This is a genomic window from Xanthomonas arboricola pv. populi, assembly GCF_002939945.1.
Classification (GTDB): domain Bacteria; phylum Pseudomonadota; class Gammaproteobacteria; order Xanthomonadales; family Xanthomonadaceae; genus Xanthomonas; species Xanthomonas arboricola_A.
Map to the genome: position 1 here is coordinate 157416 of NZ_MDEB01000004.1, position 14022 is coordinate 171437.

Here is a 14022-nt window from a genome sequence, read left to right on the forward strand (position 1 = left end):
TGCCTGTGCTCATGCTAGCCGCGATGTCGATGTCGATGTCGATGTAGACGAAGCGTTGCGCGGGGACGGTGAGCGGGCACTGTGTGGGAATAAATGCGATGCGTGCGTGCTGCGTGGCATACCTGCTAGTCCTTGGGCGCCACGGTCACGACCAGCTCACCGTTGCGCATGCGGATGTTGAGTTTGCTGCCGATGGTGAAGCCGAGTTGTTCCAGCCAGCGGCCGCGTAGGCGCAGCGTGGGGATGCGTTGGTGGCTGTCGGGGTAGTAGCCGTAGCCGACGGTGCAGTGTTGCGGGGCGCGCGGGTGGCCTGGGCGGCGCGGCTTGGTGGGATCGGGGCGGGGCTCCGGGATGGAGGGGCGATCGAGATAGGGCCGCGGCGTGATCGTTGGGTCGAGCGAGCGCCAGACGATCTCGGTGGGCGGTGGCACCGTGGCGCGCTTGCGCGCGGGCTTGGGACGGGACGTGGATCGACGCATGGCAAAGCCCTCCTTGACGAACAGGCCCCGCCACCGGGTGGCGACGGGATGTCGGGAGGTTAGAAACCGCTAACAGTCGGCGGGCGTATTTCCCCGAAGGGTGTTGTATTAGCCGCCCTCCCGACGCAGGCATCGCGTCGGCTGCGCCAGCAGGAAGCTGCAGGCACAAAAAACCCACCGGTTTGACGGAGGTGGGTACCGCTGTTAGGGGAGTTTCTACGCTCCTTGCCGAGGAGACTGCTACGCGCTGCGTGACATGTCAACCGGTTGATGATGGCGCTCTGGATAGCGTCGATAGAAGATCTGCGCGTTGGCGCTTCACTCGGCAAAGTCAGAGCAGGGCATTGGTCAAGAGCGAGTTAGTCGATGCACATCCGCCACACTCCGATAAAGGATCTTCCAGCTGCACAACCGATGGTCTTAGATTTTGTCCAAGGTTCAGTAGCTGCTTCGTGGGTGCCGGATGGCTGATGATAGGTCTTTGGTTTGCAGTCACTGCGACTCAGGCCGTACCGCAATCACATGTCAGATTTCCCCTACCCCCATTAGCAGCATTCTTTTGTTTGCGGTGACAGAGAGCAGTGGGTCGCTGTGGATGGTCGGGGTGTGATAGAAATTTTAATTTCACTGTGCCAAAGTCCTTAAAAATCTCCTTAAATTTTCACGAAACTTATGACGCAGCAGGTCCCCTGGCATCGCAAACTTTGGCGTCGGTCCACGCGGATGCTCATGTCCCCCAAAAGCTGCCTTCCGGCAGGTCGTTCGCTCCCAACTCTAAACGCGCAGGACACCGAGGTGGCATGAACGTGTATTTCAAAATCAAGATTGTCGGATGTCTTTTCCTAGTTCTTTTGACAGGGTGCAACCCAATGAATGCTGCGTCTGAGAAGTACGAAAAAAACGGCGAGACCACGGCTGACGGAGACCCGGTCTATCGGAAAAATCAACATCCGACGGAAGCCTACAAGCTCACCATGACGATCGAGGATGCGCCGGGTCCGTTTGAGTGGATATCGGGCACCGCCTTTTATCAAATGACGAACCATGAGCAATGCACGCCGATAGAGCCTATTGCGGGTGTTTGGAGTAAGTCAAAGGAAGATGGGATACCCATCAATTTTCAAAAAATAGATCCGACGACATATGTGGCGACAATCTATGCAGACGGCATGGTCGATGCGGATTATTACGGAAAGGGTGTGTGTAATTTTGAACTCAATGGTGTTGGTATCTCGCTGAAAGCAACCGGAAAAAAAGAAGAGACGCGTTTCCAGCCGGCGCTCTTTAAGGCGCAAATATACGATTCAGCACCCGTTAAATTTTATTTTTGGAAAGGAGGCTATCCGCGAAGTCAGATGGATAACTATCCCGACACCGGTGAATACAGTGTGGATAAATATGCTGAGTCAAATCGTGGAAGTTTATTTAAGGTAACGCTAAAGTCTGAGAAGGTGTCCAAATGAGCCTGACCGAACAGCAAAATGCCTTTCTCGCAAATGATGTGTATGCGCGACCTGGCGAGACTGGGTTCGACAGTAAGCCAGTCAATATGGGTGGCGTCTCTTTCAGGCGTCTGGAATATATGGACCGCCCGTCTGGCTATCAGGGGATCATCTACGAGGAAATAGGAACAGGCGAAATTATCGTCGCCCATCGCGGTACCGAGTTTGATCGTCAACCAAAGCAAGATGGTGCTTATGCTGACGGTGGCATGGTTGCAGCACGTCACAATCGTCAGGTCGATGATGCGATCGAATTGACTCAGACTGCATTGAAGTACGCAGAACAAAAGCACCTCAAGACCGGCCAACCTGCTCCTGATGTCACCGTCACCGGTCATTCTCTGGGCGGCAACCTCGCCCAGGTCACTGCCCACCACTTCGGCCTCAAGGGAGAGACCTTTAACGCCTATGGTGCAGTCAGCCTGGATCGGCGCATTCCGGAAGGTGGCACCGACGTGATCAATCACGTGATGGCAGGCGATGCCGTGAGTGCTGCAAGTAAGCACTATGGGCAGGTGAAGGTATATGCCGCGTCGCATGAGATCACTGCGTTGGATAGGGCTGGTTACGCAAACGACAGCAGTCTTTTCGATTCACGTAATCCGATGGTCGAAACGGACTTGGGAGATTCGCATCGCATCCACAACTTCCTGCCGTTGGACGCCAACGGCAAACCGGACCACTCGGTATTGGAAGATCCTCAAACGCAGCTGCTGGCCCGGCAACATGCGCCGATGATCGACAAGTATCGCGGCGATGTCGAGACGTTGAGGATGGGCGTGACCTTCAATGCGAGGGGCACCCAAGGGATGAGCCTGGCGGACGGCATCGATCACTTGCGCGATCCGCTTCCCCCAGGTGCTGGACGCACGGAAATGGCTGCGACACGGTGGCAGGAGGTGATGCAGCGCATGCAAAGCGAGGATGCGCCAGCGTATGTGCCGCCGGGCTGGAAGATGCCAATGGGTGGGTCGTTGGAGCGCTGCGTTGCGCCTGCACCTGCGATGGTCTCAAGCGATCCTCTGTATCGATCGATTCACAGCAAGCTGCCAGAGGGCACCTCTGATGAGGTTGCAATGCATGCCACCGTCGAAGCCAAGCGCGCGGGCATCCTTCGTGACGATCAGCTGCAGAGCGTGACCCTACACCAAGGAAGCATTTTTATTTTTGGCCAGACGCCGGGCTTCCGGGCCAAGGTGGATCTGTCTGAGGCCGTGCCTCCACTGCAGGAAAGCGCCCGCCAGTCTCAGGCCTTGGATGCGCAGCGGTCGCAGCAGGAGACGGTTGAGCAAGCACCTACACGATCAATGTAAAAGTCAAGCAGCGACGTGGCTTCGGCTTGAATGAATGGTTAGGCCGCGTCCGCGACAATCTTGATTGCAAAGCAAGATTCATCTGGAACACACCTAAGTAGTTTGATGTGTGACATTGCGCTGTTGCCGGAAATTGCCAGCCGGGCTTGATCTGCAAGTGTGGTTGATACCCTTGCGCCAAGAATAACCGCCTTAATTGAGTCGGGCGGCAACTGGAATAGATGAATTTCCTCGCCGTTTGCATTAACCATGTTGTGCGCATCTTTGAGCGGGCGAAGAACCCTCCACTCTCGCTCATACGACCACTCTTTGCTTTTGACCAAGAACATCTCTGTCCCGTCCAGGTCGATGAGAGACGCACTAGGGCGGATATCTCGATAGCGAACCTGGCGCAGGTGGCCAAACTCATCTTGATCTGTTCGGCGGGCGTTGAAGTATGGATGTCCTGGATCTAGCTCCAACACAAACCCTGTATGGCTCATTCCGTAGTGAGCCCACATGAGAAGGCTATCCGAAATCTCACACAGTGAAAGGACGCCCAAGACTTCATCCATCTTGACAGGGATCGTCGGGATGAGTTGGTTTGATACAGCGCCGAGCATGGCCAGAAACTGTCCTTGCTGCTGTTGCATCAATGGGGTTGCAAACTGCACCCACTGCTGAAGGGAAAATTGGGCCCTCAGTGCCGCGGGGAGGCTGCTATATGCGACCTCAAGTTCACCGGGAATTGCTGCAGTAAAAGAGGCAAGTGCTGCTTCCTTCGAGGCAAGCCCCGTAATCTCGGGTCTTCCTTCGAACGGGTCGTTGAATGCCCCTAATGGCGTGTAGCGAACCAGTCGGTCGGACAGAATTCCGATGCGGGTTGGCGAAAGGTACTTGAATAGCCTTTCTGGTGCGCCGTGATCTTTCATAGCCGCCTAACGCCTGAGTTAAGCCGCCCCGCAGCGGGGCGGCGACTGCATGTTAGCGTAGCGTATAGCACCCTGGCACCGCCACGATGAGGGGTCGGCTTGAACGAATTGTTAGGCCTGTGCCTGCGAGTTGACCGCTAGCTCGCATCCGGCTAAATTATCAGTAGGTGCTGAACACACCTTCTCGAAGCGGCAACCGCGCCCGAAAGCCATGCGGTTTTTTTGTGCCCATTGTTTTCATGGCCGGGCGGCGCGCAGCTATACAACACCCGAAAGGGGAAATCTGCGGGCCGTCTTCGAGCGGTGTTCAAGCGCCCGGCCGCCTCTCTGAACAGGAGGCGAAAATTGGACAATCTCGAAGGATGCCATCATGGCTAAGCAACACCGGACAGCGCCGAAGCCGCGCTTTTTGACAATTGGCTATCAGTATTACGAAAGCCAGCACAAAGACATAGAGCGTCGCACCCAGCCGCGACAAGTTCCGTTTTTACGCTTGAGCGGAGATTGGTTGCAAGCGGCAGGGTTTAGGGTGGGCCAGAAAGCACGAGTTCAAGTTACTAAACGTGGCATCACGATCGTTGCCGAAGAGTAATGCGAACGATGCTGTGAGTGGACAAACATCCGCTCACGGCATTCTGATTTTTACGGGCCTAACGCCTGAATTAAGCCGACACGCGAAGCGTGTTCGGCTTGAATGAATTGTTAGACGTGCGCATTGACGGCGCTACCGGGAGACGCAACGGAACGTGATGTCTACTCGCGGAAAGTTGCCGAGTACGAAAGGTGGTTTTGCATCAACTGTGTCCGTGACCTCGACGGACTGGCCGCTTTTCTTGCACTGGGCGAAAGCGTCTCTCATGGCCTCACCTCTAAGGCTTCCTAGTCCGGTGAAGCCTGTCGCGGCTTGCTTGGAGATGAAGTAAGTGTCATTGCCCATCTCTACGACGCCCGAATTGGATGCGCATGAAGTAAGAGCAAGTAGGGAAAGCGCAGCAACCACTAGGCTTTTCATCTCAGATCCCCAAAGAGTGTATTGCACGTCTAACTACTATTGGACCGCCTAAATGCGGTGTTGCACGGAGTATCTTCGATCGCTGGCGCTTTGTGAATGGGGTAACTCTTATCCCAAGTCAAGGGATCGCACGATAGTAAGCGGCCGCGAGCAAGCGGATGCTTGCGGTGTTATCCAGCAAGGACGCAGGCGTATGAAATACACACCCCGACACGACGGCGTAACAGCACGTCCACCGGTCCGGTTGCTCGATCAGGTGCGCGACCGCCTGCGGGTACGGCATTACAGCCTGCGCACCGAGCAGGCCTATCTCAGTTGGATACGGCGCTTCATCCTCGCCAGCGGCAAGCGCCATCCGGCGCAGATGGGGCAGGCGGAGGTCGAGGCGTTCCTGACGCGGCTGGCCACCGATGGGCAGGTGTCTGCGGGCACACAGAACCAGGCGCTGGCAGCGTTGCTGTTTCTCTACCGCGAGGTCTTGCGCATCGAGCTGCCGTGGATGGAAAACCTGGTGCGTGCCAAGCGGCCGAGGCGCATTCCGGTGGTGCTCGCGCGCGCGGAAGTTGCACGGCTGCTGGCAGTGCTGGAGGGTCCGTGTTGGTTGATGGCCAGCCTGTTGTATGGCAGCGGGGTGCGGTTGATGGAATGCCTGCGGCTGCGCATCAAGGACGTGGACGCCGCGCGCGGCGAGATCGTGGTGCGCGATGGCAAAGGCGGCAAAGACCGCCGGGTGCCGCTACCGCTCAGCCTGCGAGAGGCGCTGCAACGGCAACGCGAACGGGCGCTGGTGGTGCATGCCGCCGATCTGGCGGCCGGTACCGGACGGGTCTTCCTGCCGCATGCCCTGGCACGCAAGTATCCCAATGCCGACGCCGAGCCCGGGTGGCAATACCTGTTTCCGTCGGCGTGCCAGTCGCGCGATCCGCGCAGTGGCCGGGTCGGTCGCCATCACGTGTCCGAGGAAGTCCTGCAGCGTGCGGTGCAGGTGGCGCGGCGGCGTGCCGGCATCGCCAAACCTGCCACCTGCCACACGTTGCGGCATTCGTTCGCCACCCATCTGCTGGAGGATGGCCACGACATCCGCACGGTGCAGGAGCTATTGGGTCACAAGGACGTGGCCACCACGCAGATCTATACGCATGTCCTGGGCCGCGGTGCGTCTGCGGTGCGCAGTCCGCTGGATGGGCTCGGCCGCGTGGTTGGTGAGGAGTGAGGCTGCCATGCCGGTGATAGGCGCTTGCCGCTTTGGCTTGCAAACGCCGCTCCGCTGCCGGTGCGTTTCACGCATGCGGCGACAGGTGCCGCCGCCGGTGCAACGCTGCAACAGCTCAGCCGTCCAACAACGCCTTATCCCGCACCGCACCCTTATCCGCACTGGTCGCCAGCAACGCGTACGCCTTCAACGCCGTGGTGACCTTGCGCGGGCGCACTTCCACCGGCTTCCAGCCCTTGGCATCCTGCTCTGCGCGACGAAGAGCAAGTTCCTCGTCCGAGATCAGCAGGTTGATCGAGCGGTTGGGGATGTCGATCAGGATCTTGTCGCCGTCGCGCACCAGGCCGATCGCGCCGCCTGCGGCGGCTTCCGGCGAGGCGTGGCCGATCGACAGGCCCGAGGTGCCGCCGGAGAAGCGGCCGTCGGTGAGCAGGGCGCATTGCTTGCCCAGGCCCTTGGATTTGAGATAGCTGGTGGGGTAGAGCATTTCCTGCATGCCGGGGCCGCCCTTGGGGCCTTCGTAGCGGATCACCACGATATCGCCGGCTTTCACTTCATCGGCGAGGATGCCCTTGACCGCCGAATCCTGGCTCTCAAAGACACGCACATTGCCTTCGAACACGTGGATGGATTCGTCCACGCCTGCGGTCTTCACCACACAGCCGTCGCGGGCGATATTGCCGTACAGCACGGCCAGGCCGCCTTCCTGCGAGAACGCATGCGCGACATCGCGGATGCAGCCTTCGCTGCGGTCCGTGTCCAGGGTGTCCCAGCGCGTGGCCTGGCTGAAGGCGATCTGCGTGGGGATGCCGGCCGGGCCGGCCTTGTAGAACGTGTGCACGGCTTCGGTGTCGGTTTGGGTGACGTCCCACTGCGCGATGGCGTCGGCCAGCGTGCGTGCGTGCACCGTGGCGGCGTTGGTGTGCAGCAAACCGCCGCGTGCCAGCTCACCAAGGATGGCCATGATGCCGCCGGCGCGATGCACGTCTTCGATGTGGTACTTCGGCGTGTTCGGCGCGACCTTGCACAGCTGCGGCACGCGCTTGGACAGGCGGTCGATGTCGCGCATGCCGAATGGCACGTCGCCTTCCTGCGCCGCTGCAAGCAGATGCAGGATGGTGTTGGTGGAGCCGCCCATGGCGATGTCCAGCGTCATTGCATTCTCGAACGCTTCGAAGGTGGCGATGCCGCGCGGCAGGGCGGTGGGGTCTTCGCCGCCGTACCACCGGTGACACAGCTCCACCGCCACGCGGCCGGCGCGCAGGAACAGCTGCTCGCGGTCGGCATGCGTGGCCACCACGGTGCCGTTGCCCGGCAGCGACAGGCCCAGCGCCTCGGTCAGGCAGTTCATCGAGTTGGCGGTGAACATGCCCGAGCACGAGCCGCAGGTGGGGCAGGCGCTGCGCTCGAACTCGGCCACCTTTTCATCGGAGGCGCTGTCGTCGGCGGCAATCACCATGGCGTCGATCAGGTCGAGCTTGTGTTCGGCCAGCTTGGTCTTGCCGGCTTCCATCGGCCCGCCGGAGACGAACACGGTGGGGATGTTGAGCCGCAGCGCGGCCATCAACATGCCGGGGGTGATCTTGTCGCAATTGGAAATGCACACCAGCGCGTCGGCGCAATGCGCGTTGACCATGTATTCGACCGAGTCGGCGATGATCTCGCGGCTGGGCAGTGAATACAGCATGCCGTCGTGGCCCATGGCGATGCCGTCGTCCACGGCGATGGTGTCGAACTCCTTGGCCACGCCGCCGACGCGTTCGATCTCGCGCGCGACCAGCTGGCCGAGATCCTTCAGGTGCACGTGCCCGGGCACGAATTGGGTGAACGAGTTGGCGATGGCGATGATGGGCTTGTGGAAGTCGCCATCGCGCATGCCGGTGGCGCGCCACAGTGCGCGGGCGCCGGCCATATTGCGGCCGTGGGTGGAGGTCTTGGAGCGGTACTCGGGCATGGCGATGTCGACGGCTGATCAGCGAGCGGTGGCTGGCAATTAGACCGCGTCGTGACTGTTGCTGCTGCAACGGTCGCGGCGCGCTCCGGTGATCCGGCACGGTAGCATGCAGCCGCTCGGCGCGTTCCTCACTGCCGCGTGCGTGTTGATCGGGGACCAGGTCTGCAACGGCCCAGCTTCCGGCGGGCGTGGAGCGGGGAGCGCGCGGTTGGCGGCGCTTCCGGGCACGAAGCCAGGCGCGCAGGGCTCTTTCGCCAGCATCGGGCCTGCGCCGCGCCGCTACACTGTGCCGATGTCTTCCGCGCTCTCATGCCGCCTGGGCTGCGCCGCCTGCTGCATCGCGCCCTCGATCAGTTCGCCGATCCCCGGCATGCCCAACGGCAAGCCGGCCGGGGTGCCCTGCGTCCAGCTGGATGCGCAGCTGGGTTGCCGCCTGTTCGGCGCACCGACGCGCCCGGCGGTGTGCGGCAGCTTGCGCCCGTCGCTGGAGATGTGCGGGTCATCGCGTGAGCAGGCATTGGGCATGCTCGCGGCGCTGGAGCGTGCGACCCAGCCTTGAGTGCCGCACCGTCGGGTGGCGCTCAGCCGCCGTTGGGCACACCCAGATACTGATCCTTTAGCCGCACGTAATGCTGTGCGGAGTAATGCAAGCTCTCGATCTCCTTGTCGCTGAGGGTGCGCGCCAGGCGCGCGGGATTGCCCAGCCACAATTCGCCTTCGCCGACGATCTTGCCGGGGCCGACCACCGCCCCGGCACCGACAAAGCCGTAGCGCTTGACGGTGGCGCCGTCGAGCACGCAGGCGCCCATGCCGATCAGGCACAGGTCTTCGATGGTGCAGGCATGCAGGATGGTGCCGTGGCCGACCGTGACGTCGCCGCCGATCATCGTCGGGTAGCCGGCCTTGTTGAACGGGCTGTGGTGGCTGACGTGGATGATGGTGCCGTCCTGCACGTTGGTGCGTGCGCCGATCTGCACATGATTGACGTCGCCGCGAATCACCGTGCCCGGCCACACCGATACGTCGTCGCCCAGGCTCACCTTGCCGATGATGGTGCAGGCAGGATCGACATAGACGCGTGCGCCCAGTTGCGGGGTGTGTTCCAGGAACGAGCGAATCGGGGTCACGATGATCTCCGGCATGTCGGCGTGCCGCCCGGTGCGGGCACTGCCTGCATGATAGCGGGCGACCGTGGGCATGCGGCAGGCGCTGACGTGGCAGATGACATATCTGGCTGTGGCCGTGCATGACGCAGCGGCTATGCGTGTTGAAACAGCCGACGCCAGAACCTGTGGGGCTGCCTCTGCGCTTTCGCCGCTGCTTCGACTGGATCGAGTTGCGGCACTGCGCGTCGAGGCGTGCAGTCGTACGCATGCTGCGTCGTTCAACCTCGCTGCCACCACATGTTGCATCCATGCCTGCACTGCGAGTGCGGCATTGCGCTTCGCAAGCCGGACCAGACGAAACTTGATGGTTGCCCGCTCCGATCGCACTGCAGGTCACGCACTGCAGCGATACGCGCGAGGTCGATCGCTTCCGCGCAGGCAATGCGCACACCCCAGATGCGGCCATGCAGACACGTCAACGAATGCATGGAGAGCCAGGCGAAGTGCTCTGCCGGTTTGTTCGATAAGCGCACGCCCGTGCAGCCCATCGTCTTGAAAGCCCCCTGCGATCGGCCTAGCGTGCCGGTGACGTTTTGCAACGCGGCAGTCGTTGCTGCGTTGCAGTGCCGGTGCGCTGTCGAATGCCGTCGCAGGTTCGAGCGTGCTCGCGTCTTCGTCGTGGTGGCGCTGCGTGGTCGCATGACCACCCGTGAGGCTGCCGACGCACCTGCCATCCCTACAACAGGATCGTCCGATGACCCATGGCGCCATGACACCTGCAGGCTTCGTGCTGGAGCGCATGACGCCGTTCCAGTGGAGAGCGGTGGCGGTGTGCGTGTTGCTGACCATGCTCGACGGCTTCGATGTGATGGCGATGGCCTTCACCGCCCCGCATGTGTCGGCGCAGTGGCAGTTGTCGGGCAAGCTGCTCGGGGCCTTGTTCAGTGCCGGCCTGGTGGGTATGGCGGTGGGGTCGTTGGTGTTGGCGCCGTTGGCCGACCGCATCGGGCGGCGCGCGACGATCCTGGCATGCCTGGCGATATTGACCGTGGGCATGGGCGCCTCGGCACTGGCCACCGGCGTGTGGCAGCTCGGCGCGTTGCGTGCCTTCACCGGCATCGGCATCGGCGGCATGCTGGCCTGCGTGGCAGTCATCGCTGCTGAATATTCCACCGCCCATTGGCGCAGCACGGCACTGGCGTTGCAGGCCACCGGTTATCCGATTGGCGCGACGCTGGGCGGTGCGATCGCGGCAGTGGTGTTGCAGCATTGGTCATGGCACGCGGTGTTTGTCCTTGGTGCGCTCGGGTCGCTGCTGTGCGTGCCGTTGGTGCTGGCGTTCCTGCCCGAGTCGTTGGAATTTCTGATCGCGCGTCGCCCGCCCGCAGCAAGCGCGCGCTTCAACGCGGTGCTCGCGCGCATGGGCATGCCGCCGCATGCGGTACTGCCGTCACCGCCGCCGCATGGCTCCGATCGGGCGCAGGGCTATGCGGCCCTGTTCGTGCCGGCATTGCGGCGGCAGTCGCTGTTGATCGCACTGGCGTTCTTTCTGCTGATGTTCGCGTTCTATTTCGTGCTCAGCTGGACCCCGAAGCTGCTGGTCGTGGCCGGGTTGTCGGCGGAGCAGGGTGTGACCGGGGGCGTCTTGTTGAATCTGGGCGGCATTGCCGGCGGCGCGATCTTCAGCGCGCTGGCCGCGCGTGCGCGCCTGTCGCGGCTGACCGCCGGCGCGATGGGAGTGTCGGCGCTGGCGCTGCTGGCATTTGGTCTCTACAGCACGGTGCTGAGTTGGGCGTTCGTCATCGCGGCGCTGAGCGGCGCGGCGCTGTTTGCCGCCATCGCCGGGCTGTATGCGGTGGCGCCGGTCGTCTTCACGGCGGCGGTGCGTTCCACCGGCATGGGCTGGGCGATCGGGGTGGGCCGTTTCGGCGCGATCGCCTCGCCGCTGTGCGTGGGCGTGCTGGTGGACGCGGGCTGGTCGCCGGCAGCCCTCTATCTGGCCTGCAGCGTGCCGCTGCTGCTTGCGGCCATCGCCGTGCTGGGCATGCGCCTGCCGGCGCGCTGAACTGCTGAGCGGGCGGTCGCCGCGCGGCGCTAGCGAGGTCGACCGGACCAAAGAAATCCTGCGCACTGCCGATACCTCGACAGACCCACCATCGTCGTGGCGGGCTCTTCCGCGGACCATTTGCAGATCAGCGCCGGCATGCTCAGAACCATCGACTCAGATCAGCTCCGCCCCGGCATGTATGTCTACAAGCTGCTGGGTGCGTGGGTGCACCATCCGTTCTGGAAGACCTCGTTCCTGGTCGATTCGGACGACGTGGAGAAGATCCATGGCAGCCGGATCGAGCAACTGGTGATCGACACCGCGCGTGGCCTGGACCTGGACACGGCGGCGCCGAACGCCCCCGATCCGGAGCCCGGGCCGGCGGTATCGCCGCCGCCGCCCGAACCACGCGAACCGGCCGTCACCGCGCGCACCAATAGCGTCACCGCGCAGGTCGGCATCGAGTCCGAAGTGGTGCGCGCACGCAAGATCTTCGAAGACGGCCGCGACATGGTCGAGGCGATGTTCCGCGATGTGCGGCTTGGACGCACCGTCGATACCGAGGCGGTGATGCCGCTGGTGGAAGCCATCAACGATTCGGTCCTGCGTCATCCGCAGGCCTTGATCAGCGTGGCAAGGCTCAAGACCGCCGACGACTACACCTATCTGCATTCGATGGCGGTGGCCGGCCTGATGAGCGGGCTGGCGCGCCAGCTCGGTCTGCCCGAAGAGCTGGTCGTCGAGGCGGCCATGGGCGGCCTGCTGCACGACATGGGCAAGGCGGTGACGCCGCTGGACATCCTCAACAAGCCCGGCAAGCTCACCGACGAAGAAATGGAGATCATGCGCCAGCACCCACTGGACGGTCATCGCCTGCTGGTGGCCGGCGGCGTGCAAAACGCGGTGGTGCTGGAGATCGCGTTGCACCATCACGAGAAAATGGACGGCAGCGGCTATCCGAATCGGTTGGCGGGCGAGAACATCTCGCTGATGTCGCGGATGGGCGCGGTGTGCGATGTGTACGACGCCATCAGTTCGGACCGTCCCTACAAGCGTGGCTGGGATCCGGCCGAATCGCTCAAGCGCATGGCGTCGTGGCAGGGGCATTTCGATCCGGCGGTGTTCCAGGCCTTCGTGCGCCGGCTGGGTATCTATCCGGTCGGCTCGTTGGTGCGCCTGGAGTCGCAGAAACTGGCGGTGGTGATCGAGCAGACCCCCGATGCGCTGCTCAAGCCCAAAGTGCGCGTGTTCTATTCGGCCAAGCTGCGCAGCCATGTGCTGGTGCAGGACATCGATCTGTCGCGTCCGGACTGCCAGGACCGCATCGCGCAGATGGAAAGCCCCACCGACTGGGGCTTCCGCGATCTTGAGAAGCTCTGGTTGCCGTAATCCGCAGGCTGCAAGCGTGCACGCGGCCTACGTGGCACGGATTTTCTGCTGGGCGAGTGGGATGGATGCGCAAGCGTCGTGCGACGACAACCGCAGCCGTGTCGTGCTGGTTGCCACTATCGCTGCCAGGTCCGGCATGCCGCGCGCGCCTCTGCCCGGCTTGCCGGTCACAAGCAGTTGCCGTCACGACCACCAGGCCCATCGGCCCCCTAGTCAGCCTGGCGAGCGCGGCCATGCTGCGCTGCAGCTTGGCAATGTAGTTATGATCAATAACTATTCCGGAACGCAATCACTTGCCCACCCCGGATCCCATGTCCCAACCGTGCCTGGATGACCATCGCTTCCCACGCCTGCCTGCCGCGGCCTGCCTGCGCGTGCACGGCGGGGCCACGCCGTTGGCGGCCACGCGCACATCGGCATGCCTGACCGCGTCTACAATGCAGCTCACGCCGCGGACCGGCGTTGCGGGCGGTGAGCGCTGCGCGCCCCGGTCCGCCCGTCGTCTTCGCTGCGAGAACCGTCATGTCCGTCACTGCCACTGCCGTACCGCTGCCGGATGCCGTCACCACGGTGGATCAGGCGCGCCTGCTGCAGCTGCTGGGCTACCGCATCACCCGCACCGAGTTGCTGGTGCGGCGGATGTTTCAGGACTGCGTGGCGGCGTTCGATCTCAAGCCGGTCGACTTCTCGTTGCTGATGCTGGTGGACGGCAATCCGGGCATCAACCAGCGCCAGATCGGCGACGTGCTGCACGTATCGGCGCCCAACCTGGCGATCGTGGTGGCACGCCTGGTCAAGCGCCGCCTGCTGCGGCAGGTGCGGGGACGCCAGGACCGACGCATGCAGCATCTGTCGCTGACCGCCGCCGGCGTGACCCTGCTGAGCGCCGCCGAGGCCGAAGTGCTGCGCATGGAACAGCAACTCAGCGCGGTGCTTGGCAGCAGCGAGGCGCCGTTGCTGCGCGCACTCGACCGGCTGGACCGTCTGGACAACGCGTAATCCGCAGCTGCCGTGCCGGCGCACGGACAGCTTTCCACCTGACCTGCGCACGCGCCGTCGCCGGCGTGTCGATCGCGCCTGCCCGACCGTTGTCCCG

At 62.6% G+C, this 14022-nt stretch carries 12 protein-coding genes; 8 read left to right on the forward strand and 4 right to left on the reverse strand.

Annotation, left to right across the window (positions count from 1 at the left end):
* Nucleotides 1–125: 125 nt before the first annotated feature.
* Entirely contained in the window at nucleotides 126–479 is a 354-nt protein-coding gene (locus XaplCFBP3123_RS12870; protein WP_104534401.1) for a SymE family type I addiction module toxin, read from the reverse strand.
* A gap of 800 nt (nucleotides 480–1279) precedes the next feature.
* Between XaplCFBP3123_RS12870 and XaplCFBP3123_RS12875 the strand changes: the two genes are divergently transcribed.
* Together XaplCFBP3123_RS12875 and XaplCFBP3123_RS12880 are read left to right on the forward strand one after the other, a co-directional pair.
* On the forward strand, nucleotides 1280–1942 hold the full coding sequence (locus XaplCFBP3123_RS12875) for a hypothetical protein (RefSeq protein WP_104534402.1): 663 nt from the start codon (nucleotides 1280–1282) through the stop codon (nucleotides 1940–1942).
* A complete protein-coding gene (locus XaplCFBP3123_RS12880; protein ID WP_104534403.1) occupies nucleotides 1939–3294 on the forward strand; it encodes a DUF6792 domain-containing protein in 1356 nt (451 codons plus the stop codon). Before XaplCFBP3123_RS12875 ends, XaplCFBP3123_RS12880 begins: the two co-directional genes overlap by 4 nt.
* A gap of 38 nt (nucleotides 3295–3332) precedes the next feature.
* On the opposite strand, the gene XaplCFBP3123_RS12885 is transcribed toward XaplCFBP3123_RS12880, so the two are convergent.
* Nucleotides 3333–4205 (reverse strand): DUF2971 domain-containing protein, encoded by an 873-nt coding sequence (locus XaplCFBP3123_RS12885; RefSeq protein ID WP_104534404.1) that lies wholly within the window; start codon nucleotides 4203–4205, stop codon nucleotides 3333–3335.
* Nucleotides 4206–4575: 370 nt separating this feature from the next.
* Between XaplCFBP3123_RS12885 and XaplCFBP3123_RS12890 the strand changes: the two genes are divergently transcribed.
* Nucleotides 4576–4797 carry a SymE family type I addiction module toxin gene (locus XaplCFBP3123_RS12890; protein WP_003471083.1) on the forward strand — a complete coding sequence of 74 codons (222 nt, stop codon included), beginning with the start codon at nucleotides 4576–4578 and terminating at the stop codon, nucleotides 4795–4797.
* Between the two features lie 613 nt (nucleotides 4798–5410).
* Nucleotides 5411–6430: an integron integrase gene (locus XaplCFBP3123_RS12900; protein ID WP_104534406.1), complete on the forward strand. Its 1020-nt coding sequence runs from the start codon at nucleotides 5411–5413 to the stop codon at nucleotides 6428–6430.
* A 115-nt stretch (nucleotides 6431–6545) separates the two neighbouring features.
* Here XaplCFBP3123_RS12900 and ilvD read toward each other — a convergent pair whose 3' ends face one another.
* The gene (gene ilvD, locus XaplCFBP3123_RS12905; protein ID WP_104534407.1) at nucleotides 6546–8384 is read right to left on the reverse strand and encodes a dihydroxy-acid dehydratase; all 1839 of its coding nucleotides are present in this window, start codon (nucleotides 8382–8384) and stop codon (nucleotides 6546–6548) included.
* 292 nt (nucleotides 8385–8676) lie between these two features.
* Between ilvD and XaplCFBP3123_RS12910 the strand changes: the two genes are divergently transcribed.
* On the forward strand, nucleotides 8677–8943 hold the full coding sequence (locus XaplCFBP3123_RS12910) for a YkgJ family cysteine cluster protein (protein WP_104534574.1): 267 nt from the start codon (nucleotides 8677–8679) through the stop codon (nucleotides 8941–8943).
* A 22-nt stretch (nucleotides 8944–8965) separates the two neighbouring features.
* Here the strand turns inward: XaplCFBP3123_RS12910 and XaplCFBP3123_RS12915 are convergent, their stop codons facing one another.
* On the reverse strand, nucleotides 8966–9511 hold the full coding sequence (locus XaplCFBP3123_RS12915) for a gamma carbonic anhydrase family protein (protein ID WP_104534575.1): 546 nt from the start codon (nucleotides 9509–9511) through the stop codon (nucleotides 8966–8968).
* A gap of 733 nt (nucleotides 9512–10244) precedes the next feature.
* Here XaplCFBP3123_RS12915 and XaplCFBP3123_RS12920 point away from each other — a divergent pair.
* From XaplCFBP3123_RS12920 to XaplCFBP3123_RS12930, 3 genes are all read left to right on the forward strand, one after another.
* Nucleotides 10245–11555, forward strand: a complete 1311-nt coding sequence (locus XaplCFBP3123_RS12920; RefSeq protein WP_104534408.1) for an MFS transporter — start codon at nucleotides 10245–10247, stop codon at nucleotides 11553–11555.
* A 138-nt stretch (nucleotides 11556–11693) separates the two neighbouring features.
* Nucleotides 11694–12926: an HD-GYP domain-containing protein gene (locus XaplCFBP3123_RS12925; RefSeq protein ID WP_104534576.1), complete on the forward strand. Its 1233-nt coding sequence runs from the start codon at nucleotides 11694–11696 to the stop codon at nucleotides 12924–12926.
* A gap of 522 nt (nucleotides 12927–13448) precedes the next feature.
* Complete coding sequence (locus XaplCFBP3123_RS12930; RefSeq protein WP_104534409.1) at nucleotides 13449–13925, forward strand: MarR family winged helix-turn-helix transcriptional regulator; 477 nt, start codon at nucleotides 13449–13451, stop codon at nucleotides 13923–13925.
* Nucleotides 13926–14022: the final 97 nt, after the last annotated feature.

What these genes read in the sequence shown, in the direction of transcription:
- XaplCFBP3123_RS12870 (WP_104534401.1), bottom strand. Translation starts at nt 479, where the DNA reads ATGCGTCGATCCACGTCCCGTCCCAAGCCCGCGCGCAAGCGCGCCACG.
- XaplCFBP3123_RS12875 (WP_104534402.1), top strand. Translation starts at nt 1,280, where the DNA reads ATGAACGTGTATTTCAAAATCAAGATTGTCGGATGTCTTTTCCTAGTT.
- XaplCFBP3123_RS12880 (WP_104534403.1), top strand. Translation starts at nt 1,939, where the DNA reads ATGAGCCTGACCGAACAGCAAAATGCCTTTCTCGCAAATGATGTGTAT.
- XaplCFBP3123_RS12885 (WP_104534404.1), bottom strand. Translation starts at nt 4,205, where the DNA reads ATGAAAGATCACGGCGCACCAGAAAGGCTATTCAAGTACCTTTCGCCA.
- XaplCFBP3123_RS12890 (WP_003471083.1), top strand. Translation starts at nt 4,576, where the DNA reads ATGGCTAAGCAACACCGGACAGCGCCGAAGCCGCGCTTTTTGACAATT.
- XaplCFBP3123_RS12900 (WP_104534406.1), top strand. Translation starts at nt 5,411, where the DNA reads ATGAAATACACACCCCGACACGACGGCGTAACAGCACGTCCACCGGTC.
- ilvD (WP_104534407.1), bottom strand. Translation starts at nt 8,384, where the DNA reads ATGCCCGAGTACCGCTCCAAGACCTCCACCCACGGCCGCAATATGGCC.
- XaplCFBP3123_RS12910 (WP_104534574.1), top strand. Translation starts at nt 8,677, where the DNA reads ATGTCTTCCGCGCTCTCATGCCGCCTGGGCTGCGCCGCCTGCTGCATC.
- XaplCFBP3123_RS12920 (WP_104534408.1), top strand. Translation starts at nt 10,245, where the DNA reads ATGACCCATGGCGCCATGACACCTGCAGGCTTCGTGCTGGAGCGCATG.
- XaplCFBP3123_RS12925 (WP_104534576.1), top strand. Translation starts at nt 11,694, where the DNA reads ATGCTCAGAACCATCGACTCAGATCAGCTCCGCCCCGGCATGTATGTC.
- XaplCFBP3123_RS12930 (WP_104534409.1), top strand. Translation starts at nt 13,449, where the DNA reads ATGTCCGTCACTGCCACTGCCGTACCGCTGCCGGATGCCGTCACCACG.